Genomic DNA, 20,214 nt, shown 5'->3' on the forward strand with positions numbered 1-20,214 from the left:
CGGCTTGACGTGACCTTTATTCATGAACATCGATGAGATGGGACACGTGGTAGTGGGCGATCTGCCAGCTCTCGCCGGCGCGGCGGACGACGATCGTGAGGTTGAGGGGGAGCGGCGGCCGGGTCCCGGGGGCGAAGGTGAACTCGACGGCCACCCAGCCCAGCACCACGTCGCCGGCGAGCCGGCGGGCCTGCATGATGTCGTAGGTGACGGCCATGCCCAGCGGCTGGCTCGCGTAGTAGGTCTCCACTCCGGGCCGGCCCACGGTGTACGGGTGCAGGCCCTGGAAGACGGCGTCGTCGGTGAAGAGGGCGGCCACCCGGTCCGGGAGGTGCCGGCCGATGGCGTCCCGCCAGGCGTCGAGGACCTCGCGGAGCACGGTCCCGCTCATCGTCCACCCGCGCTCTGGCCGCCGTCGACGTGCAGGATCTCGCCCGTCACGAAATGCGCGTTCTCCAGGTAGAGGATGGCGTCGGTGACGTCGCCGATCTCGCCCATGCGGCCGAGCGGGTGCAGTCCGGCCAGGGTGTCGTACGTCTCGGGCGGATGCATCCCGGTCTTGATGACGCCCAGGGACACCGCGTTGAAGCGGAGGCCACGGGAGGCGTACTCGATGGCAAGGGCTTTGGTCGCGGAATTGAGACCGCCCTTGGTCAGCGGGGTGAGGGCCGCCGGCTCGTCGCTGTGTGAATGGTCGGTGAGGGTCGTGGTGATGGTGACGACGTGCCCGCCGCCCCGCTCGAGCATCGCGGCCACGGCGTGCTGGGTGATCGTGACGAAGCCGCGCAGGTTCACGCCGACCACCAGGTCGATGTCCTCGGCCGTGTAGTCGGTGAACGGCTTGGCGACGAAGACACCGGCGTTGTTGACCAGCGTGTCGACGCGCCCGAACTCGGTTCGCGCGGCTTCTATCACCCGGGCGCCGACCTCGGGATCGGCGATGTCGCCCGGCACGGCCAGCACCCCCGGGTCGTCGGGCGCGGTGATGCCCCGCGAATTGGCCACGACCCGATAGCCCAGTTTCCGGTACGCGGCGACCGTGGCGGCGCCGATCCCCTGGGAGGCCCCGGTCACCACTGCGACCTTCGACATGACTTCTCCTCGCATCCGGCGTAGTGAGAATTCGACTATCGACGGCGCGCGGGGCCGTAGGGACCGGTCAAACACCCTGGCCGGGTGGCGTTGCGGGGATTCCAGGGGTTGGGCATGATCTCAGCCATGTCGTTGAGTCGCCGCCATGTCCTGGGTGCCGGAGCCGCCGCGCTCAGCGCCGCCGTCGCCGGGTGTGGGCGCGACAAGAACGACTGGGTCAAAGGACAGGACAGCGGTGGTACGGGTGGTGGAGCCGCCGCCGCGGCAGCCGCTCCTGCGTATGTGGCGCCGCTCACGGGCGTACTCAACAAGTATTTGAAGCCGACCACGGCGAACCCGAAGCACCCGACCTATGCCGGGGCCACGCTGGTCGTGATGGTGAACAACGCGACCACGGCGACCATCGCCGTCGGGCACGCGCTGCGGTACGGCGCCGGGCCGGTCGAGCTTCCCGCGGCCAAGCGGGTCGCGATGCGGGCCGACTCCATCTTCGACTTGGCCTCGCTGACCAAGGTGTACGTCGCGATCGCCCTGCTCCAGCAGGTAGACAGGGGCAAGGTCGACCTGAACGCGCCGGTCGCCCGCTACCTGCCGGGGTTCACCGGGACGAACAAGGCCAAGGTGACCGTACGGATGCTGCTCGCGCACACGAGCGGTCTGCCCGTCGGCGTCACCGGGGTCAAGGGCCTGACGCCGGCCGCCCAGCGGGCCAAGGTGCTGGCCACGCCGCTGGTCAGCGGCGCCGTTCCGGGCCGGACGTTCCGCTACTCGAGCGCCGGGCTGATGGTGGCCGGTCAGATCGTCGAGAAGGTCACCGGCACCACCCTCGACGTCGCCATCCGGAACGGCATCACGACGCCCATGGGCCTGCGCTACATGGGGTTCAACCCGCGCAAGTGGCTCTCGGCGTCCGAGCAGGCGGCCCGGCTGGCCGCCACCGACGCCCGCACGGCGCGCGGCCTGCTCCGCGGTGTCGTGCACGACGACATCGCCGCCCAGATGGGCGGGGTGATCGGCAGCGCCGGGCTGTTCGGCACGGCCCGCGACGTCGCCCTGACCGGTCAGATGCTGCTGGCCGGTGGCGTCTACGGCGGCAAGCGCCTGCTGTCGGCGGCCATCGTCAAGCAGATGCTCACCAACCAGAACGCCGGCCTGGCCGCGGTCGACCCGGAGCGGCCCGGCCGCCCGTCCGACCACGGCCTCGGTGTGGTTCTGCGCCAGCCGTGGTTCATGGGCTCGCTGTCCTCGCCCACCACGTTCGGGCACACCGGCTTCACCGGCACCTCGCTGCTGGTCGACCCGCGGCGCAAGCTGGTGGTGTCGCTGATGACCAACCGGGCCCATCCGAACTGGAGCTGGGCGAACCCCGACCCGATGCGGGCCGAGGTCGCCACAACGCTCGGGAAGTATCTCTAGCCGTACGTGATGTCGCTGCGGTTGACCTTGCAGTTGGCGTCGTTCCAGCCCTCGCCGAGGTACTTCGGCTCGCTGCCCTTGGCCACGCCCTGGTATTTGCCGCAGACCGTGGCGCTGGAGCTGTTGCGCAGGGTGACCCGGGTGATGGTGGCGGTGTCGCCCCAGTTGCTGTTGATGCCGGCGACCATGTCGATGTCGTTCAGCAGCACGTTGTCGATCTTCACGTGGCGCTGGTACGAGCTGGTGCAGTTGCCGCAGCCGCGGTAGAGCTTGCCCGAGCCGCTCAGGTAGAAGCCGGAGATGCTCACCGTGCCGTTGCCGTTGTGCTGGAACGTCTTGTCGCTGCCGGACCGCGCGCCGCCGCCGATGACGTAGCTGGTGCCGCCGCCGGTCCCCTTGAAGGTGGCGGCGTCCTCGCCGATGTCGTTCCACCACACGTTGCGGATGGTGCAGGTGCCCTCGCAGTGCACGCCGTCGCCGGCCGGCGAGCCGAGGATGACGTTCTGGAGCGTGCCGCCATTGGCGATCTTGAACATCGGGTCCTGGGACTCGTTCTGCGAGCCGTCACCGATGCAGCAGTACGTCTTCATGCCGCCGTCGAAGGTGCCCGAGACGTTCACCGTGCTGGAGATGCTGACCGAGCCCGCTGACGACGGCCACGAGCCGGTCGGCGTGCCCGGGTTGGTGGGCGGGGTGGTGGTCGGCGGCGTGGTGGTGGGCGGGGTGGTCGGAGTCGTGCCGCCGCCACTGCCGTACGTCTCGAACTCGGCGATCCGCGGTGCGGCGGAGGCGCTGGTGATGTCGAGGGTCAGCTTCTTCAGCGACGTCGAGGCGAAGGAGATCGTCCCCGGCGTGCCGCTGCCGCTGGTCAGGACGGCGCCGGTGTCGGCGTTGAGCACCCGCCAGGCGCTGATCGTGCCGCCGCCGGAGGCGTGCCGGATGACCGCGGAGGAAACGGTGGTGGCGCTGCTCCACTTGACCGAGACGTAGCCGGTCGAGCCGTTGGGCGACCAGTAGGTGCCGGTGTTGCCGTCCTTGACGTTGCCGTAGCTGGTGCCACTGGCCTTGCTGGAGCCGTCGGCGCCGGCACCCAAACTGAGGTTGTCGGCGGCCGCGGCCGGCGAGGCGCCCAGCGCCGTCATGACCGCGGCGGTCGTGATCGCGGTGGCGCCCACGGCCGCGACCCGGAGTGCTCGTTTCATCCTTGTCTCGCTTTCGTCGTCTCGAGTGCGTCGCGCCACCGCCCACGTAGGAAAGCGCTTGCCTGCCGACGATAGATATGTGTCGATGATTAACACAAGGAGTTGCAGGATTTGCAGTGACGGTCACGCTCCGTCGAGCACGACGCCTCCGAGAAGCCGGCCCAGGGAAGCCGTGATCCCTGATGAATGCGTCTTGATCGAAGAAATGGCGCCTCTTCACGACCACGCCCTACCCCGGAGCGCCGGCCGCGCCGATCGCGTGGGACTGTGCCAGGAGTGGTGTTTCCGGCCCGACACGCCGGGCTGAAGACCTGGCGGGATGGGCACCGTGAGTGATGACATCGAACGTCATGAGTCCACGGAAGAAGACCGAGGGCGACGGGCGGCAGCTGTCGCCTGAGCAGGCCGCCGCGGCGGCGATGGTGGCCGAGGCCAAGGCCCGCGGACTGGAACTGACCGGCCCGAACGGCTTGTTGAAGCTGTTCACCAAGAATGTTCTCGAGACCGCGTTGAACGAGGAGATGACCGAGCACCTCGGCCACGAGAAGAACCAGGCGGAGTCGGACCGCGAGTCGACGAATGTGCGTAACGGCGGCCGGGGTAAGACGGTGATCTCGGACGCGGCGGGCGAGGTCCGTATTGACGTGCCACGGGATCGGGATGCGACGTTCGAGCCGCAGATCGTGAAGAAACGGCAACGCCGGCTGATCGAGGTCGACGAAATCGTCCTGTCGTTGTATGCGAAAGGAATGACGACCGGGGAGATCTCCGCGCATTTCGCGGAAATCTACGGGGCGTCGGTGTCGAAAGAAACCATCTCCCGGATCACCGACAAAGTCGTCGCGGAGATGACCGAATGGTCGACCCGGCCACTCGACAGCGGGCCGCGTCTACGCGGCCATCGGCGTCACCGTGGACGGCCGCAAGGACGTCCTGGGCCTGTGGGCCGGTTCCGGCGGCGAGGGCGCCAAGTTCTGGATGAGCGTGCTGATCGACCTGAAGAACCGCGGCGTGCGGGACGTGTTCTTCGTCGTCTGCGACGGTCTGAAGGGTCTACCGGACATCAAGCCTATCTACACCGCCGTCAACGCCGACGCGGCACTGGCCGCCCTGGACAACCTCGAAGAGAAATGGGGTGGCAAGTACCGGGCGATGATCCGGCTATGGCGTAACGCGTGGAACGAGTTCATTCCGTTCCTCGACTACGACATCGAAATCCGCCGAGTGATCTGCTCGACCAATGCCATCGCGTTGAACGCCCGCTACCGTCGCGCTCGTGGGCATTTTCCAAGTGAGCAGGCCGCTCTGAGATGCCTGTACCTTGTGACCCGCAGCCTGGACCCGACCGGGGCCGGCCGCGCCCGATGGACGATGCGCTGGAAGCCCGTGCTGAACGCCTTCGCCGTCACCTTCGGTGACCGCTGGCCGGCCGCCGAGACCTACTGACCAAGTGCCGGAAACACCGATCACGGTGCGGACCCGATCGCGTAGCGGAAGGTCATCGGAATCTCGATGGGGCCGGCCTCGGTGGTTCCCGCGAGAGCGACAGGTTGGAGCGACATCGCCCACACGCCGGCGTTCGCGGCCGAAGGTGACCATCGACCGCGAGACTCCCAGGCGGGCGGCAGCGAGGTGACGGCTCTCAGTGTCGCAGTCGTCGGTGGTGTCCCACGGCTGAAGGCCGGTGCTGGAGACTTGCGGGTTGCCCACCGGCGTGGCCGACCCGGGACTGTCGGCTCCAGTGACCGACTTGTCAGGGACCGGGTGCGCGGACGGTGGCATGAGAATTCTTATCTCGTGGGCCGGAAATTCGTTGGCATGATCCTTTGCTTACTCTCGATCTTCGGGGTGCGAGACAATGGTTTATGGCGCAGCTGGGGTTCTTTTCGAGGTATGAGATTGCTGCTATGCGGGATTGGTCGGGCGTGCCCAGTCATTCACCGGACATGGTGGAGTTTCGAAGTGAGCATGCGAAGCGGCGGCGGTGGGGACTCAGGCGGCGTCATGCGTTGAAGTTGTGTCGGTCGCATGGTTGTTCGCGGGTGTGCGGGGAGTTGGGCTTGCATGATCCGATCGAGCGGATACCGCCGTTGATCTGGGATGACGAGGTCACGTGTACGCGGCGGCCGGGTCCGGGCAGTTCCGTTGACCAGGCGATATCCGCCGATCAGCCGCAGGTGGCACCTGCGGGGCGCGCGGACGTGCCGGTAGAGGCCGAGGCAGCCGCGCCGCCCGATCCGGCGGTCCAGGCTGAGGTGGTGGCGCAGGTCGAGCCGATGGTTCTGGCTGAGCCGGTAGCGGGAGCGGAGGCGGGGGTTCAGGCTGAGGTCACGGTCATCACGCGGTTCGAGTCGCGCGGTCCCAGTGTGTCTTCGTGCTTTGTAGGCGGTTCCGCGAAGAGGGGCGCTCGAGAAACCGCTGAGATTATTCGCTTCGGTCACGAAGGGAACCATGGACGGCGCATTTCGTCGGCGAAATCTCGCGCGCGTCTACCGGCGTACTTGTGCGTTGTTTATCGGTCGCGGCCCTGGGGGTCGCGCTGCCATGATGCTCGGGTGAGCAGCAGGCTGCGGGCCATTGCCCGTGAAAGCGTGGCGATCGCGGAGCGCGGTGGCTATGCCGGGGTGAGTCTCGGCGATCAGGTGAGCCGGTCGGTGGCCGGCACCCGGCTCTACGGGCCGGATGAGGTGATCGCCGTGCCGCCGCCGGTGGCCGGTGTGCCGGTGATCGAGGTGACGAACGAGTCGACGCTGGCGGCTACCCGCCGGCTCGGCGGCGACCTTGCCTGCCTGGTCTTCGCGTCGGCGCGTAACCCTGGTGGCGGTTTCCTCAACGGGGCCAAGGCTCAGGAAGAGAGCGTGGCCCGCAGTTCGGCGCTCTACCCGACGCTGCTCGCGGCCGGTGACTTCTACGCTCATCACCGGGCCCGTCCCGAGTTGACCTACAGCGACCGGGTGATCTACTCGCCGGCTGTGCCGGTCTTCCGGGACGATCACGGCGACCTGCTTCCGGACGCTTATCCGGTTTCGTTCCTGACCGCCGCGGCTCCTAACCGGGCGGCGATCGCGCGTAGCCAGCCCGAGCGGCTGCCCGAAGTCCCGGCGATCCTGGCCCGCCGGGCCCGGCGCGTGTTGCGGGTGGCCGCCGCCAACGGGCACCGCCGGCTGGTGCTGGGGGCCTGGGGCTGCGGTGTGTTCGGCAATGATCCGGTCGAGGTGGCGGCCGCTTTCGCCGGGGCGCTGGAGGCGGGTCCGTGGTTCGAGCACGTTACTTTCGCCGTCCTCGACCGCGGGCGCGACGCCCCGGCGTACGCCGCCTTTGAAAGGCTGTTTCTTCACGGTGTATCGGGCGTGGGTGGCGAACGGTGAGCTGTGGACCTTGACCACCTCGAGGTCGATGTCCCGGTCGAATCCTCGCCTCCCTTCGCCGCCTCGGTGGCCTGGCTCAGCGCCTCGTCGAGGCCGGCGGCGAACCAGCCGGCCGCGTCGTACATGCCCCGGCCGACGACCCCGGCGCCGATCGTCGAGACCATCTCCTCGTAGAACTGCTTGTCGGTGCCGTGCATGGCGAAGTCGTGGCCACCCTCGTACGTCCACGGGCCGAGTAGTGCAGCCGCTCACCACCCCGGCCCGTCGCCGGGGCCCGTGACGTAGCCGTCGACCGACGTGGTGATGGACGCGAGCCCGGAGCCCGAACTCATCGCTCCCCAAGAGAAACGCCGGCCATCCCCAGGGGTTGGCCGGCGTTTCGCGAGGAAGGGGTCAGGCGCGAGCCCACTTCTGGTTGGCGGTGCCGCCGCAGTCCCACAGCTGGAGCTGGGCGCCGTTGTTCGGGTTGACGTCCTTGATGTCGACGCAGCGGTTGGCCGAGACGTTCACCAGGTCGCCCGCGGCCGACAGGGTGAACCGCTGCACCGGGTTGCCGTTGCAGGTGACGAGCTGGATCGGGGTGCCGTTGGCCAGGGCGCCGCCGGCCGGATCCATGCACTTGCCCATCGCCCGCATGGTGCCGTCGCCGTTGGCCGCCCACTGCTGGGCGGCGGAGCCGTTGCAGTCCCACATCTGCAGGCGGGCCCCGTCGGCCGGGTTGGCGTTCGGGATGTCGACGCAGCGGCCGTTCAGGTTGGACTTGAGCGCCTGGCCGCCACCGCTCGGCGGCGGCGTGGTGGTCGACGTGCTGACGTGCACGTAGTCGATCAGCATCTTGCTCTCGTTGGGCAGCCCGGCCGGGTTGCCCTGGCCGAAGTTACCGCCGATGGCCAGGTTGAGGATGATGAAGAACGGGTGGTCGAACACCCAGTTCACGTTGCCCTTGGCGGCGCGCAGCGAGTCGGGGGTGGCCCGGAAGAACTCCCGGCCGTCGACGGTCCACACGATCAGGTTGGGCGACCAGTCCACCGCGTACGTGTGGAAGGCCTGGTACCACGGCGAGCCGGCGACCAGGGTGCCGCCGAACGAGCTGCCGCCGGAGTATCCGGGGCCGTGGAGCGTGCCGAACAGCCGGTTGGGGTCCCGGCCGACGACCTCCATGATGTCGATCTCGCCGTCGGTGGGCCAGTTGCCGCCGCCGAGCATCCAGAAGGCGGGCCAGAGGCCGGAGCCGTTGGGGACCTGGATGCGGGCCTCGACGTGCCCGTACTGCTGGGTGAACTTGCCGGCCGTCTGGATGCGGCCGGAGGTGAACTGGCAGGTGCCGTTCCAGCAGTCGTTGTGCCCGCCGCTGCCCTTGCGGGCGGTGATGACCAGGTGGCCCTGGCCGTCCATGGCGACGTTGCTGGTGCCGCTGGTGTAGTACTGGAGCTCCTGGTTGCCCCAGCCGTTGCCGCCCACGTCGAAGTTCCACTTCGACGTGTCGACGCCGGATCCGGCCGCGCCGTTGAAGTCCTCGTTCCAGACCACGGCCGCCTCGGCCGTGTCGCTCCTGGAGCCGACGGCCAGGCCGCCGCTCAGGGCCACCACGACGGCAGCCGCCGCGATGAAAAACCGTGACTTACGCATTGGGGATTCCTCGGGGGAGAGGGGGTTAATGTGTAACAGTCTTAAAAATTGCCCCCGAGCAGTCAAGCGGACAGCTAGGTTCCGGGACTTCCGGGCACGATGGTTGTCAGCTTGCGCTGTGTCCATCCGACCCAGAAGTCACCGAGGTCGTTGGCCAGCCAGTGTGGGGCCGCGCTCACCGGATCCCACAGGAAAACCCCTGAGTTCCCATCCCGGGGTACGCAGATGCGAGCCCCCGTGCCGTCGTCACCGATCGCGACGAGCTCCCGCCGTCCCGGCTCCGCGTCGGCCCATTCCCGCTCGTTGCGCGGGGTCAGCTCGGCCAGCGGCCACAGGAAGAACCGCTGTCCGTCCTGTTCGAGCACACCGTCGCTGACCTCGTACAGCTTCCGCAGATCGAGGGTGAGGCTCGCGCACGCGTCCAACTCTTCGGCGGGAACACCCGGCTGCGCCAGGTAGCCGTCGGTCGCACGAACCAGATCGCGCCAATCAACGAGGACCATTCCCGGATAATTCCACCCAAAATGCCAACGACCGGTTACCGCCCCGCATCAGAAAGTCACGGATCAGTCTCAGAGGCGGCGGAGCAGGCCGACCAGCAGGACGGCGCAGCCGGCCAGGCAGAGGACGGTCCGGGCGTGGTTGGCCGGGTTCCAGCCGGCCAGATAGCTGGACCAGGCGATCGTTTCCGCGTTGAGGCGGTTGTTCAGGGGCACGTTGACCACGATCGTGACGCCCAGGGCTCCGGCGAACGTCAGGATCGCGCCGGCCAGCAGCCAGCCGGAGCCGGGCTGCGACCACGTGCCCAGTGCCCGCGCGGCCACCGCGACACACAGTGCCGACACGCCGAACAACGCGATCATGAGCGGCGCCCGCTGGGCGGTCACGTTGAGCGAGCGCATGGCGGCCGCGCCCGCCTGGTCCGGCAGCCTCCGCAGGCCGCTCATCACGAACGCCGAGAACGCGAAGAAGACACCGGCCATCAGGCCGGACCCGACAACGGTGGCCGCGGCGAGAACATCCCAGAAGCGAGTCATGCGTCCATGTCACCGCGGTTCGGCGCCGCGATCCATGCCGTCACCGCTCAGCTCCATACGCGAGCGTCCCGGTGGGAGCCGTCAGGGAATCAGACCTTCTCGACCCGGAAGGTGCCGACGAGGGTCTGCAGGTCGCTGGACATGCGGGCGAGCTCCTCGGCGGCGCGCTGGGACTCGGTGACGCTCTCCGTGGTGAGCCGGGCGGCGGTGGTCAGGGTGTCGACGCCGGTGCTGATCTCGCCGACGCCGCTCGCGGCCTCGCTGACGCCGCGGTTCATCTCGCCCGTGGTGGCTGTCTGCTCCTCGACGGCCGCCGCGATCGTGGTCTGATAGTCGCTGATCCGGGCGATGATCTCGCCGATGTCACCGATCGCGGTGATGGCGATGCCGGTGTCGGCCTGGATCGCGGTGACCCGGCTGCTGATGTCCTCGGTGGCGCGGGCCGTCTCCTGGGCCAGGTCCTTGACCTCGGAGGCGACCACCGCGAAGCCCTTGCCCGCGTCGCCGGCCCGGGCCGCCTCGATGGTGGCGTTCAGCGCGAGCAGGTTCGTCTGTTCGGCGATCGCCGTGATCAGTTTGACGACGTTGCCGATCTCCGTGGACGACTCTCCCAGCTTCGACACCGTGGTGTTCGTGCTCTGCGCCATGCTGACCGCCTGGCCGGCCACTTCCGCGGCCTGGTTCGCGTTCTGGGCGATCTCGCGGATGGACGCGCCCATCTCCTCGGAGCCGGCCGCGACCGTATCCACGTTGCGGCGGATCTGCTCAGTGGCGGCCGAGACCGCGATGGCCTGGCTGCTGGCCTCCTCGGCGCTGCCGGCGATCTGATTGCTGGTGGCCGAGAGCTCCTCGGCGGCGGCGGCGAGCGAGGTGGAGGCCGAGCCGAGGGACTGCACGGTGGTACGCATGCTCTCGGTGGCCCGGTTCAGTGACGTGGCCATGGCGCCGACCTCGTCGCGGGACCGGCTCGTCACGGTGGCGGTCAGGTCGCGGTCGGCCATGCGGGCGAGGCTGGCGTTGACTTCGCCGAGCGGGCCGGTGATGCGCCGTACGGTCATCCATCCCAGCGCGCCCGCTACCAGGAAGCCGATCACCAGACTGCCGAGCATGACGGTGCGGTTGGTGCGATAGGTGCTGTTCGCGGCCTGGGCGGAGTCCCGGGCGCTGTCCGCCTCGAACGCCGTCAAGGTGTCGAAGGCGCCGTTGATCTGATCGACCAGCGGGGCCGCCTCGGTGTCGTAGGCCTTCGCGAAGGCGGCGTTGTCGCTGTTGGTGGCGGCCGGGATCAGGGAACTGTCGCGCACCTTGTCCAGCGCGGGTAGTGCGGAATCCAGCTCGTCCACGGGTTGCTGTTGTGCCGGATCCAGTCCGAGCGCCCGGTACTCGTCGAGGCCGGCGACGACCAGGTCGGCCGCGGTCAGTGCTTCCTGGCGGTAGCGCTCGGTTGTCGCGGCCGTGCCGGCGATGTTCATCAGCGCCACCCCGAAGATCTCGTCGTCGAACGAGCCCTGCGCGTTCGCCAGCGCCCCCGACGGCTTCAGGTTCTCCTCGTAGATGGTGGTGGCGTTCGCGTTCGCGGTGCTCATCCCGGACACGCCGAGCGCGGCGACCGCCCCACCGGCCAGCAGGGCGACCAGCAGAGCCAGCGTGATCTTCACACCGACCCGCAGATCGTCGAACCACCGCGCCAGCGGCGCGCCGCCCACCACCGGCACCGCCATGCCCACTGTTGCCACCGGGCTCCTCCTACCGCCGTTTCGGTCGACATTCCCCTTGTCGGCGGTTTCGCGAAGTTGCTGAGCGGCTCGATCCGGGGGCTCAGCGCGGGTCGACGCGGACGGCACGGACCGAGCGCCGCCGTATCGCACGGAGGGCGTTCTCGGCACTCCGTTCCGGCAATAGCTCCGCTCGCTCTGCTCGACCCCGTGGCGCGGGAGTGGAGGTCCGCGCCACGGGGTCGTCCCGGTGCGCACCTTGCCGCTGTGTGCTCGGCGCTCCCGTCTGCCGCGACGCCCGCTCGGCCGGGCTACGAGCGCACCCCCGTCGTTGACGCGCCGGCTACGCCGAAGGACACGATCCGATTTCAAGTCGAGGAATTGATCATCGTAAGTGGATAGGGTCTCGCCAACGGTGACCAGCCCGTCACCGCGTTTGCCCGTACCCACAGGACGAGGTGAATACGATGCGTGCATCGGGGATGCAGGCGCGCAGGCTCCGGACGGTCATCGCCGTCGCGGCCGTCGCCGCGCTGACGATAGGCGCGGCCGGCTGCGCGGAGAGCGAGCGCGGCGGCGGCGACGAGGACAAGGCCGCCGCCGGGGGGACCTTCATCTTCGCGGGGGCCGGTGATCCGAAGAACTTCGATCCGATCTTCAACGACGACGGGGAGTCGTTCCGGCCGATCCGGCAGATCTACGACACGCTCGTCACGCACAAGCCGGGCACGGCCGAGCTGACCGGCGGCCTGGCCGAGAGCTGGGAGAACGACCCGACCGGCAAGGTGTGGACGTTCAAGCTGCGCCAAGGGGTCAAGTTCCACGACGGCTCGGCCCTCGACGCCACGGCCGTCTGCGCGAACTTCGACCGCTGGTACAACATGAAGGGCGAGGCCGCCCAGTCCCAGATGATCTACTACGCCGACGTGTTCGGCGGGTTCGCCGGCAGCCCCGACGCCGTCTACGACAACTGCAAGGCGCAGGACGCCAATACCGCTGTCGTCACGATGAAGAAGTACAAGGGCGCCTTCCCGGGCGCGTTCGCGCTGACCGCCTTCTCGATCGCCAGCCCGACCGCCATGAAGCAGTACGACGCCGACAAGGTGACCCAGAACGGCGACTCGTTCGCCTACAGCGCCTTCGCCAACGAGCACCCGACCGGCACCGGCGCGTTCACCTACGGCGGCTGGAACAAGGCGACCGGTGAGATCACTCTGAACAAGAACCCCGACTACTGGGGCGACAAGGCCAAGGTCGACAAGATGATCATCAAGGTCATCAAGGACGAGAACACCCGCAAGCAGGAGCTGCGCGCCGGCACCGTCCAGGCCATCGACTTCCCGGCCCCGGCCGACCGCAAGGCGCTGGCCGACGAGGGCTACAAGGTGCTCAACCGGCCCGCCTTCAACATCCTCTACCTGGGCATCAACCAGAAGAACCCCAAGCTCAAAGACTTGCGGGTACGCCAGGCGATCGCCTACGCCCTGAACCGCGCTCAATTGGTGCAGACCAAGGGGCCGGGCGGCGCCGCGGTGGCCGACGAGTTCCTGCCGAACACGGTGCTCGGCTACGCGCCGGACGTGCAGAAGTACGACTACAACCTGGACAAGGCCAAGCAACTGCTGTCCGAGGCCGGCGCGACCGGGCTGACCCTGAACTTCTACTACCCCACTGAGGTCTCCCGGCCATACATGCCCAATCCTCAAGAGATCTTCACGGTCCTGGCCAACGACCTCCAGGCCGCCGGCATCAAGGTCAACGGTGTGCCGCGGCCGTGGAACGGTGGCTTCAAGGACGACGTGCAGCAGTTCGGCAAGCAGGACCTGCACATTCTCGGCTGGACCGGCGACTACAACGACCCGGGCAACTTCGTCGGCACGTTCTTCGGCCGGGAGAAGGAAGAGTTCGGCGACGGCGCCATGACCGAGATGTTCACCGCCATCGGCAAGGCCGACGCCACCGTCGACCAGGCCGCCAAGAAGACCGCGTGGGAGCAGGTCAACCGCGACATCGCCAGCAAGTGGCTGCCGGCCGTCCCGATCTGGCACGCCCCGCCCGCCCTGGCCACCGCGAAGAACGTCGAAGGCCTGGTGCCGAGTCCGCTCACCGCCGAGGAGTTCAACACCGTCTCGATCACCAAGTAGGCCGCGCGGCCCGGACCGGCAACGGTCCGGGCCGTCCGACGCGAATCGGAAAACGATGCTCAGAGTCGTCTCGCGCCGCTTGGTGCAGCTCGTCATCACCCTGACCGCCCTCATGACCCTCGTCTTCTTCTGGCTGCGCAGCCTTCCGGGTGGTCCGGTCGACGCGCTGCTGGGCGAGCGCGCCACGCCCGAGACCCGGGCGCGGCTGATCGAGGCCCTCGGCTACGACGAGCCGATCTGGGTCCAGTACGGCCATTTCCTCAAGAACGTGGTGACCGGCAACTTCGGCAACTCCATCCGCACCGGCGAGCCGGTGATGGACGTGATCAGCCGGTCCTTCCCGGCCACCGCCGAGCTGGCCATCGCGGCCATCATCATCGCCGTCGGCCTGGGCGTCCCGCTCGGCTATGTCGCGGCCCGGCACCGCGGGCGGCTGCTCGACAACTCCACCATCATCCTCACCCTGATCGGCATCTCGATCCCGATCTTCTTCCTGGGCTACCTGCTCAAGGGCTGGCTGACTCAGGGCGTGCACATCTTCCCGCCGTCCGGCCGCATCACCACCGGCATGGACAACACCGACGTGACCGGCTTCTTCGTCCTCGACGGGCTGCTGACCCGGGAGTTCGACGCCTCGGCGGACGCGCTCTGGCATCTGGTGCTGCCCGCCCTGACGCTGGCCACGATCCCGCTGGCCATCATCATCCGCATCACGAGAGCGAGCGTGTTGGACGTCCTGGACGCGGACTACATCCGTACGGCCGAAGCCAAAGGTCTGAGAAACCCGACCGTGCGCAAGCGTCATGTGCTGCGCAACGCGCTGCTGCCGGTGGTCACCATCATCGGACTGCAGACCGGCGCCCTGCTGGCCGGCGCGGTGCTCACCGAGAAGGTCTACAACTGGGGCGGGCTGGGCACGCTCATCACCGACTCGATCAGCGGCAGCCGCGACTACCCCGTGCTCCAGGCCCTCATCCTGCTCGCCGCGGTCGTGTTCATCGTGGTCAACCTGGTGGTCGACCTCTCGTACGCGATCATCGACCCCCGGGTGCGTGTGCGATGAACAAGCTGGCCGAGCACAAACGCCAGAGGATCGACGAGCTGACCGCGCGCACGGCCGAGGCGGGCGGGGTCAGCCTGTTCCGCGACGCCGGCCGCCGGCTGCTGCGCAACCCGACCGCCATCGTCGGCGCCACCATCATCCTGCTCTTCCTGGTCATCGCGATCTTCGCGCCGCTGGTGGCGCCGCACGACCCGGTCCAGCGGTTCCCCGAGCTGACCAAGGACCTGACCGTCGACAACATCCCGGGCGCCACGGCCGGACATCCGCTCGGCAGTGATCCGCTGGGCCGCGACTTCGCCTCCCGGATGATCTACGGCGCCCGGCAGACGATGTTCGTGGGCGTCCTGGCCACGATGATCGGCCTGCTGTTCGGGGTGCTGCTGGGCGCGATCGCGGGCGCCGCCGGCGGCTGGATCGACGTGCTGATCATGCGGTTCACCGACGTCATGCTGGCCCTGCCCAGCCTGCTGCTGGCCATCACGCTGGTCGCCCTGGCCCGCGAGTCCACCCAGTGGACGGTGATCATCGCGGTGGCGATCGTGAACGTGCCCATCTTCGCCCGGCTGCTCCGCGGGTCGATGCTGGCCCAGCGGGAGAGCGATCACGTGCTGGCCGCCCGCGCGCTGGGCGTGAAGAAACGGGACATCGTCACCCGGCACATGCTGCCGAACTCGCTCACCGCGGTCATCGTGCAGGCCACGCTCACGTTCGCGGTGGCCATCCTCGACGCCGCCGCGCTGTCGTTCCTCGGCCTGGGCGACCCCGACATCAACCGGGCCGAGTGGGGGCTGATGCTGGGCGTGGACGGTGTCCGCTATTTCGAGGTACGCCCGGAGCTGGCGTACTTCCCGGCCCTGGCGATCATTCTCGTGGCCCTCGGCTTCACGCTGCTCGGTGAGGGCATGCGTGAGGCGCTCGACCCGAAGAACCGGCGGTGATCGGCATGCCCCTGCTCGACGTTCGTGATCTGTCGGTGGTCTTCCAGCGTGACAACAAGCCGTTCACCGCGGTGGACGGCGTCAGCTTCACGGTCGAGCCGGGCCAGGCGGTCGGCCTGGTCGGCGAGTCCGGCTGCGGCAAGTCGGTGACCAGCCTGGCCATCATGGGCCTGCTGCCCCGGCGCGGCAACAAGGTCACCGGCGAGGTCCTCTTCGAAGACACCGACCTGCTGAAGCTGCGCCCTCAGGAGCTGCGGGACCGGCGCGGCCGGGACATCGGCATGATCTTCCAGGATCCGCTGTCCTCGCTGAACCCGGTGATCCCTCTCGGACTTCAGGTGGCCGAGGTGCTGGAACGCCACCAGGGCAAGAAACGGCAGGAGGCGCTGCGCGAGGCTCGCAAGCTCCTCGACGCGGTCGGCATCCCCGACCCGACCCGGCGGCTCAAGGAGTTCCCGCACCAGCTCTCCGGCGGCATGCGGCAGCGGGCGCTGATCGCCATCGCGCTGGCCTGCAAGCCGCGGCTGCTGATCGCCGACGAGCCGACCACGGCGCTGGACGTGACCATCCAGGCGCAGATCCTCACCCTGCTCAAGGAGCTGGTCGAGGGTTCCGGCACGGCCCTGATCATGATCACCCACGATCTGGGTGTGGTGGCCGGGCTCTGCGACACGGTGAACGTGCTGTACGCGGGCAAGGTGGTCGAGCGGGCGGCCCGGCACGATCTCTTCGGGGCGCCGCGACATCCGTACACCCATGGTCTTCTGCAGTCGGTTCCCCGCCTCGACGTCGAGCGCGGCGGGCGGCTGCACCAGATCCGGGGCTCGGTGAGCGACAACATCCCGTGGTCGGAGGGCTGCGCCTTCGCTCCGCGCTGCGACCGGGTGGTCGACCCCTGCGTCGGCGAGACGGTGCCCCTCGAGCCGACCTTCCGCGGCGGCGCGCTGCGATGCACGAACCCCGTACCGCAGGAGGTGCCGGTGTGAGCTCCCTGGTCGAGATCGACGACCTCAAGGTCCACTTTCCGATCAAAAGCGGACTGCTGCTCAACCGTACGGTCGGATGGGTCTATGCCGTCGACGGCGTCACCCTGAAGATCGAGCGAGGCGAGACGTACGGCCTGGTCGGCGAGTCCGGCTGCGGCAAATCCACACTGGGCCGCGGCCTGCTCCGCCTCGTCGAACCGACGAACGGGAAAATCACCTTCGACGGTACGGACGTCCGGGCGCTCGAGGGCGAGCAGATGCGCCGGTTCCGGCGGCGCATGCAGATGGTCTTCCAGGACCCGATGTCGAGCCTCGACCCGCGCCAGTCGGTGGAGTCCCTGCTCGTCGAGGGCCTCAAGGCGCACGGACTGCACAAGGACAAGGCCGGCATGCGTACGAGGCTGCGCTCCACCCTCGACTCGGTGGGCCTGCCGGCGTCGGCGCTGAACAAATATCCGCACGAGTTCTCCGGCGGCCAGCGGCAGCGCATCGGCATCGCCCGCGCGCTGGTCCTCGGCCCGGAACTGATCGTGGCCGACGAGCCGGTGTCCGCCCTCGACGTGTCGATCCAGGCCCAGGTCGTCAACCTGCTGGGCGACCTGCAGGAGTCGCTCGGCCTGACCTATCTGGTCATCGCCCACGACCTGGCCGTCGTCCGGCACATCTCGGACACGATCGGCGTGATGTACCTGGGCGCCCTGGTCGAGGAGGCGGACGGCGACCAGTTGTACGGGCGCCCCCTGCACCCGTACACCCGGGCCTTGCTCTCGGCCGTGCCCATCCCTGACCCGTACGTGGAGGACCAGCGCGAGCGCATCCTGCTCGCCGGCGACCTGCCGTCCCCGGCCAACCCGCCCAGCGGATGCCGCTTCCGCACCCGCTGCCCCTGGTCACAGACGCGTTGCGCCGCGGAGCGACCGGAATTGCGGGTGTTCGACGACTCGGGCCAGCGGGTAGCCTGCCATTTCGCCGAGGAGATCCGCACCGGCGCCCTGAAGCCCCACGAGGTCCGGGCCGAGATCGTCCGCCCGGACGCCGAGGCGGCCCCGGGCGTCGGCCCGGAGCTGATCCCGACCCGAACGGACGTGCCCGCCCCATGACGATGCTCGACACCGCCCGCCCCGCCCGGTCCGGCCCGGCGGCCCTCGCGAGGTTCGGCCGCCGGGCGTTCGTCGTGGCGGCCTTCGCGGCCGTGCTCGGCGGCCTGAGCGGCATCGCGCTCGGCTCCTGGCTGTCGTGGCGCGACGTGCCGTCGAAGACACCGGGCGAGGCCACGGCGATCAGCCTGGCCCGAACGGTGCTGCCCGGCCCGTTCGAGGAGCGGGTGGAATATTACGGGCGCAGCACGTTCTGGAACCCGTACAGCAAGAACACCCTGTGGGGCGGCACCGGGGTCAGGGCGGGCCGGGCCGGCGTGAACGGCACCGTGCCCCCGGGCACGAGCTTCGAGCAGACGACCGCGGCCGTCGACCAGCGGATGCGCGCCCAGGGCTGGAACGACGTCGCCGTCGTCTCCACGTCGTCAGCGTCGTCGTCGGCACCGTCCTCGGCCGAGGTGACCGGCACCCGCGACGGCTACCTGGCCGCCGTGCAGATCACCGACGCCGCCTACCCGTCGGCCCTGCGACTGGAACTGATGTGGGCCGAGCCGCCCGGCCACGTGCGCGACACCATCATCGGAGGCGTGGCCGGCGCCGTGCTGGGCGTGCTGCTGGGCTTGTTCACGTCGAGGCGGATGCGCCGGTACGGCCCGCGCCGGCAGCGGGTGTACGTGTGGCTCTGCGCGACCACGCTGGCGTTGTTGACCCCGGCCTGCCTGGGCAACATCCCGACCGCGACCGGTTCCCTGCTGGCGAACACGGACCGCAACGGCGCGGGCCCATCGGTGTTCTGGGGCGGCTTCGTGATCCGGGGCGCCGAGCCCTTGGCCATCCTGTCCGTGCTCCCGATCCTGGCCATCCTCGTCGCTTGCTTCTGGCCACGACCCGAGCCGTCCGAGCCGCCCGAGTCGTAGAAGACGGCGGGCGCGGCTGATCGGTGCTGCATCAACCACCCGAACGTCCGCTCGACCACCCACCGCGCGGAAGGACATGAAAACCCTTCTCCGCACGGCGTGGCGCCCGCTCGACGTCGATGCCCAGGCCCGCGCCGTGACCGCAGAAGATCGTGGATGCGCGCGGTGGTTCCGTCTTTCTCCCACTCCCGCGCCATGCCGGTCCGCGCCACATACAAAGATCGCATTGACGATCTCCCGCAGGTCATGCACCGGCGGCCGGATCCCCGGACCACCTCGCGCCTGGCGCCACTGCACCGGAACGGGCTTGATCAACGCCCACCTGACCTCACGCTCGGCGCTTCGTGGTTTCCACCGGTTCATCCGGATCCGGAGTTCCTGCCCCTGAGAACGAAGACGAACTCCTCGGGATCGGGGGTCAGTGCTTCCCGCGCATGGTCGCGCTGGAAGCCGGATTTCTGAAGCACGCGGATCGAGCCGGCGTTGTGGACGGCCACGTGAGCGAAGAGCGGCCGCTCCGGCACTTCGTGCACGAACTGGGCCAGTGCTCGGGTCGCGACGGCACGCCCCCAGTGCTCACGCCCGATCCAGTAACCGACCAGCCGCCGGCCGTCGGCCCGCCAACTGCTGATGGCGCCGGCGACGACGCCGTCGGCCAGAACCGTCCGCGCGACAACAGCATCGTCGAGAAGTATTTTCGCCCAGTGGGCGTCGAACCGCTCCCGGTCACGTGAGGGGAACGCGGCCATCGCGGCCGCCCCCGGATCCGCCTGATGCTCATAGAACACATCAAGATCGTCGACTTCGACCGCCCTGAGGCTCACTCGATTCTCGACGGGCAGGTGGAAGCAGCGGTCCGGGTGGACCGGGGCCAGGCCGAACCCGAGGGAGTGGTGGAGGTGGTAGCCGTCCGGTGAGGGGAAGACGACGGCCTCGACGGCGCCCCGGGCGATCGCGGCGGCCAGCCGGACCCGGGTGAGCGCGGTCCCGATTCCCTGGCGGCGCCGGCCCTCGACTACGCAGCTGTGTACCAGCAGGACCGCGTCGCCGAACTGGAATGACGTGGCGGCGCCAACGGGGAGGCCCTCGTGGGTGGCGGTCCAGTGGCGGACCGGATGGGCGGGGCCGAAGCCGAGGCGGGCGGCGACCTCGACGCGCTGGTCGAGTTCGGCCGGATCCGGCCACCAGCCGTCATCGGCGTACACACGCTGGTTCCGGCGCAGCTCCTCGATGTCGGCCACCTCCCCGATCCACGGGCTCGCGACGCCGCTGTCGAAAGACGTCACGAGGCGGCCCATGTTGTGCCCGGAGCGCTCCGGTACCAGCCCTCGCTCGATCAGCCGGGCGGTCAACGACGGTGACGGCGGGCCGGTGACGAGCACCGAGGCGGGCACCGCCCTCTCGCGCAGCCAGCCGAGCAACCCGTCCAGGTCGCCGGGGCGGACTGAGGAGGTGATGACAGCGCCGTTCTCCGTGTTGGAGTCCAGCCCGGTCGACACCGCGAATCCGTCCCCGGCCCTGATCTGCGCGAAGCCGGCGCCGGCCAGGCCGCGCAGCCACGCCACCTGCGCCCGCAGCGCCAACGCGGAGATGTCCACGAGCGCAGGCTA

17 protein-coding genes and 1 pseudogene are annotated in these 20,214 nt (G+C 68.9%); 9 read left to right on the forward strand and 9 right to left on the reverse strand.

What is annotated here, in order from left to right; all coding sequences use genetic code 11:
- Positions 1 to 16: 16 nt before the first annotated feature.
- A complete protein-coding gene (locus tag ACFY36_RS01550; RefSeq protein WP_499743925.1) occupies positions 17 to 391 on the reverse strand; it encodes a YybH family protein in 375 nt (124 codons plus the stop codon).
- Positions 388 to 1,092, reverse strand: a complete 705-nt coding sequence (locus ACFY36_RS01555; protein ID WP_499743926.1) for an SDR family NAD(P)-dependent oxidoreductase — start codon at positions 1,090 to 1,092, stop codon at positions 388 to 390. The genes ACFY36_RS01550 and ACFY36_RS01555 overlap by 4 nt, the downstream gene beginning before the upstream one ends.
- Positions 1,093 to 1,218: 126 nt before the next feature.
- Between ACFY36_RS01555 and ACFY36_RS01560 the strand changes: the two genes are divergently transcribed.
- Entirely contained in the window at positions 1,219 to 2,508 is a 1,290-nt protein-coding gene (locus ACFY36_RS01560; RefSeq protein WP_499743927.1) for a serine hydrolase domain-containing protein, read from the forward strand.
- Here the strand turns inward: ACFY36_RS01560 and ACFY36_RS01565 are convergent.
- Complete coding sequence (locus tag ACFY36_RS01565; RefSeq protein WP_499743928.1) at positions 2,505 to 3,710, reverse strand: pectate lyase; 1,206 nt, start codon at positions 3,708 to 3,710, stop codon at positions 2,505 to 2,507. The genes ACFY36_RS01560 and ACFY36_RS01565 overlap by 4 nt on opposite strands.
- 350 nt (positions 3,711 to 4,060) lie before the next feature.
- Between ACFY36_RS01565 and ACFY36_RS01570 the strand changes: the two are divergent.
- Together ACFY36_RS01570 and ACFY36_RS01575 are read left to right on the forward strand one after the other, a co-directional pair.
- Positions 4,061 to 5,156 (forward strand): annotated as a pseudogene (locus ACFY36_RS01570) (transposase).
- A gap of 614 nt (positions 5,157 to 5,770) precedes the next feature.
- Positions 5,771 to 7,078: a TIGR02452 family protein gene (locus ACFY36_RS01575; RefSeq protein ID WP_499743929.1), complete on the forward strand. Its 1,308-nt coding sequence runs from the start codon at positions 5,771 to 5,773 to the stop codon at positions 7,076 to 7,078.
- On the opposite strand, the gene ACFY36_RS01580 is transcribed toward ACFY36_RS01575, so the two are convergent.
- From ACFY36_RS01580 to ACFY36_RS01600, 5 genes are all read right to left on the reverse strand, one after another.
- Positions 7,045 to 7,275, reverse strand: a complete 231-nt coding sequence (locus ACFY36_RS01580) for a hypothetical protein (RefSeq protein ID WP_499743930.1) — start codon at positions 7,273 to 7,275, stop codon at positions 7,045 to 7,047. The genes ACFY36_RS01575 and ACFY36_RS01580 overlap by 34 nt on opposite strands.
- 196 nt (positions 7,276 to 7,471) lie before the next feature.
- A complete protein-coding gene (locus ACFY36_RS01585) occupies positions 7,472 to 8,707 on the reverse strand; it encodes a family 16 glycosylhydrolase (RefSeq protein ID WP_499743931.1) in 1,236 nt (411 codons plus the stop codon).
- 74 nt (positions 8,708 to 8,781) lie between these two features.
- Positions 8,782 to 9,210 carry an SMI1/KNR4 family protein gene (locus ACFY36_RS01590; RefSeq protein WP_499743932.1) on the reverse strand — a complete coding sequence of 143 codons (429 nt, stop codon included), beginning with the start codon at positions 9,208 to 9,210 and terminating at the stop codon, positions 8,782 to 8,784.
- Between the two features lie 69 nt (positions 9,211 to 9,279).
- Entirely contained in the window at positions 9,280 to 9,744 is a 465-nt protein-coding gene (locus tag ACFY36_RS01595) for an anthrone oxygenase family protein (protein WP_499743933.1), read from the reverse strand.
- Between the two features lie 89 nt (positions 9,745 to 9,833).
- Entirely contained in the window at positions 9,834 to 11,480 is a 1,647-nt protein-coding gene (locus tag ACFY36_RS01600; RefSeq protein WP_499743934.1) for a methyl-accepting chemotaxis protein, read from the reverse strand.
- Positions 11,481 to 11,926: 446 nt separating this feature from the next.
- Here ACFY36_RS01600 and ACFY36_RS01605 point away from each other — a divergent pair, with 446 nt between their 5' ends.
- From ACFY36_RS01605 to ACFY36_RS01630, 6 genes are read left to right on the forward strand one after another with little or no spacing between them, the layout of a single operon-like run.
- On the forward strand, positions 11,927 to 13,603 hold the full coding sequence (locus tag ACFY36_RS01605; RefSeq protein WP_499743935.1) for an ABC transporter substrate-binding protein: 1,677 nt from the start codon (positions 11,927 to 11,929) through the stop codon (positions 13,601 to 13,603).
- Positions 13,604 to 13,658: 55 nt separating this feature from the next.
- On the forward strand, positions 13,659 to 14,666 hold the full coding sequence (locus ACFY36_RS01610) for an ABC transporter permease (protein WP_499743936.1): 1,008 nt from the start codon (positions 13,659 to 13,661) through the stop codon (positions 14,664 to 14,666).
- Positions 14,663 to 15,604 (forward strand): ABC transporter permease, encoded by a 942-nt coding sequence (locus ACFY36_RS01615; RefSeq protein ID WP_499743937.1) that lies wholly within the window; start codon positions 14,663 to 14,665, stop codon positions 15,602 to 15,604. The genes ACFY36_RS01610 and ACFY36_RS01615 overlap by 4 nt, the downstream gene beginning before the upstream one ends.
- Before the next feature lie 5 nt (positions 15,605 to 15,609).
- Positions 15,610 to 16,590 (forward strand): ABC transporter ATP-binding protein, encoded by a 981-nt coding sequence (locus tag ACFY36_RS01620; protein WP_499744840.1) that lies wholly within the window; start codon positions 15,610 to 15,612, stop codon positions 16,588 to 16,590.
- A complete protein-coding gene (locus ACFY36_RS01625; protein WP_499743938.1) occupies positions 16,587 to 17,690 on the forward strand; it encodes an ABC transporter ATP-binding protein in 1,104 nt (367 codons plus the stop codon). Before ACFY36_RS01620 ends, ACFY36_RS01625 begins: the two co-directional genes overlap by 4 nt.
- Positions 17,687 to 18,604 carry a hypothetical protein gene (locus ACFY36_RS01630; protein ID WP_499743939.1) on the forward strand — a complete coding sequence of 306 codons (918 nt, stop codon included), beginning with the start codon at positions 17,687 to 17,689 and terminating at the stop codon, positions 18,602 to 18,604. Before ACFY36_RS01625 ends, ACFY36_RS01630 begins: the two co-directional genes overlap by 4 nt.
- 359 nt (positions 18,605 to 18,963) lie before the next feature.
- Here ACFY36_RS01630 and ACFY36_RS01635 read toward each other — a convergent pair whose 3' ends face one another.
- Positions 18,964 to 20,202 carry a GNAT family N-acetyltransferase gene (locus tag ACFY36_RS01635; protein WP_499743940.1) on the reverse strand — a complete coding sequence of 413 codons (1,239 nt, stop codon included), beginning with the start codon at positions 20,200 to 20,202 and terminating at the stop codon, positions 18,964 to 18,966.
- Positions 20,203 to 20,214: the final 12 nt, after the last annotated feature.

Source organism: Actinoplanes sp. NPDC000266, from assembly GCF_042899005.1.
Taxonomy (GTDB): domain Bacteria; phylum Actinomycetota; class Actinomycetes; order Mycobacteriales; family Micromonosporaceae; genus Actinoplanes.

Coding starts and splice junctions, on each gene's coding strand:
- ACFY36_RS01595 (WP_499743933.1), bottom strand. CDS start 9,744: ATGACTCGCTTCTGGGATGTTCTCGCCGCGGCCACCGTTGTCGGGTCC.
- ACFY36_RS01565 (WP_499743928.1), bottom strand. CDS start 3,710: ATGAAACGAGCACTCCGGGTCGCGGCCGTGGGCGCCACCGCGATCACG.
- ACFY36_RS01555 (WP_499743926.1), bottom strand. CDS start 1,092: ATGTCGAAGGTCGCAGTGGTGACCGGGGCCTCCCAGGGGATCGGCGCC.
- ACFY36_RS01580 (WP_499743930.1), bottom strand. CDS start 7,275: ATGCACGGCACCGACAAGCAGTTCTACGAGGAGATGGTCTCGACGATC.
- ACFY36_RS01620 (WP_499744840.1), top strand. CDS start 15,610: ATGCCCCTGCTCGACGTTCGTGATCTGTCGGTGGTCTTCCAGCGTGAC.
- ACFY36_RS01585 (WP_499743931.1), bottom strand. CDS start 8,707: ATGCGTAAGTCACGGTTTTTCATCGCGGCGGCTGCCGTCGTGGTGGCC.
- ACFY36_RS01615 (WP_499743937.1), top strand. CDS start 14,663: ATGAACAAGCTGGCCGAGCACAAACGCCAGAGGATCGACGAGCTGACC.
- ACFY36_RS01630 (WP_499743939.1), top strand. CDS start 17,687: ATGACGATGCTCGACACCGCCCGCCCCGCCCGGTCCGGCCCGGCGGCC.
- ACFY36_RS01605 (WP_499743935.1), top strand. CDS start 11,927: ATGCGTGCATCGGGGATGCAGGCGCGCAGGCTCCGGACGGTCATCGCC.
- ACFY36_RS01550 (WP_499743925.1), bottom strand. CDS start 391: ATGAGCGGGACCGTGCTCCGCGAGGTCCTCGACGCCTGGCGGGACGCC.
- ACFY36_RS01610 (WP_499743936.1), top strand. CDS start 13,659: ATGCTCAGAGTCGTCTCGCGCCGCTTGGTGCAGCTCGTCATCACCCTG.
- ACFY36_RS01560 (WP_499743927.1), top strand. CDS start 1,219: ATGTCGTTGAGTCGCCGCCATGTCCTGGGTGCCGGAGCCGCCGCGCTC.
- ACFY36_RS01590 (WP_499743932.1), bottom strand. CDS start 9,210: ATGGTCCTCGTTGATTGGCGCGATCTGGTTCGTGCGACCGACGGCTAC.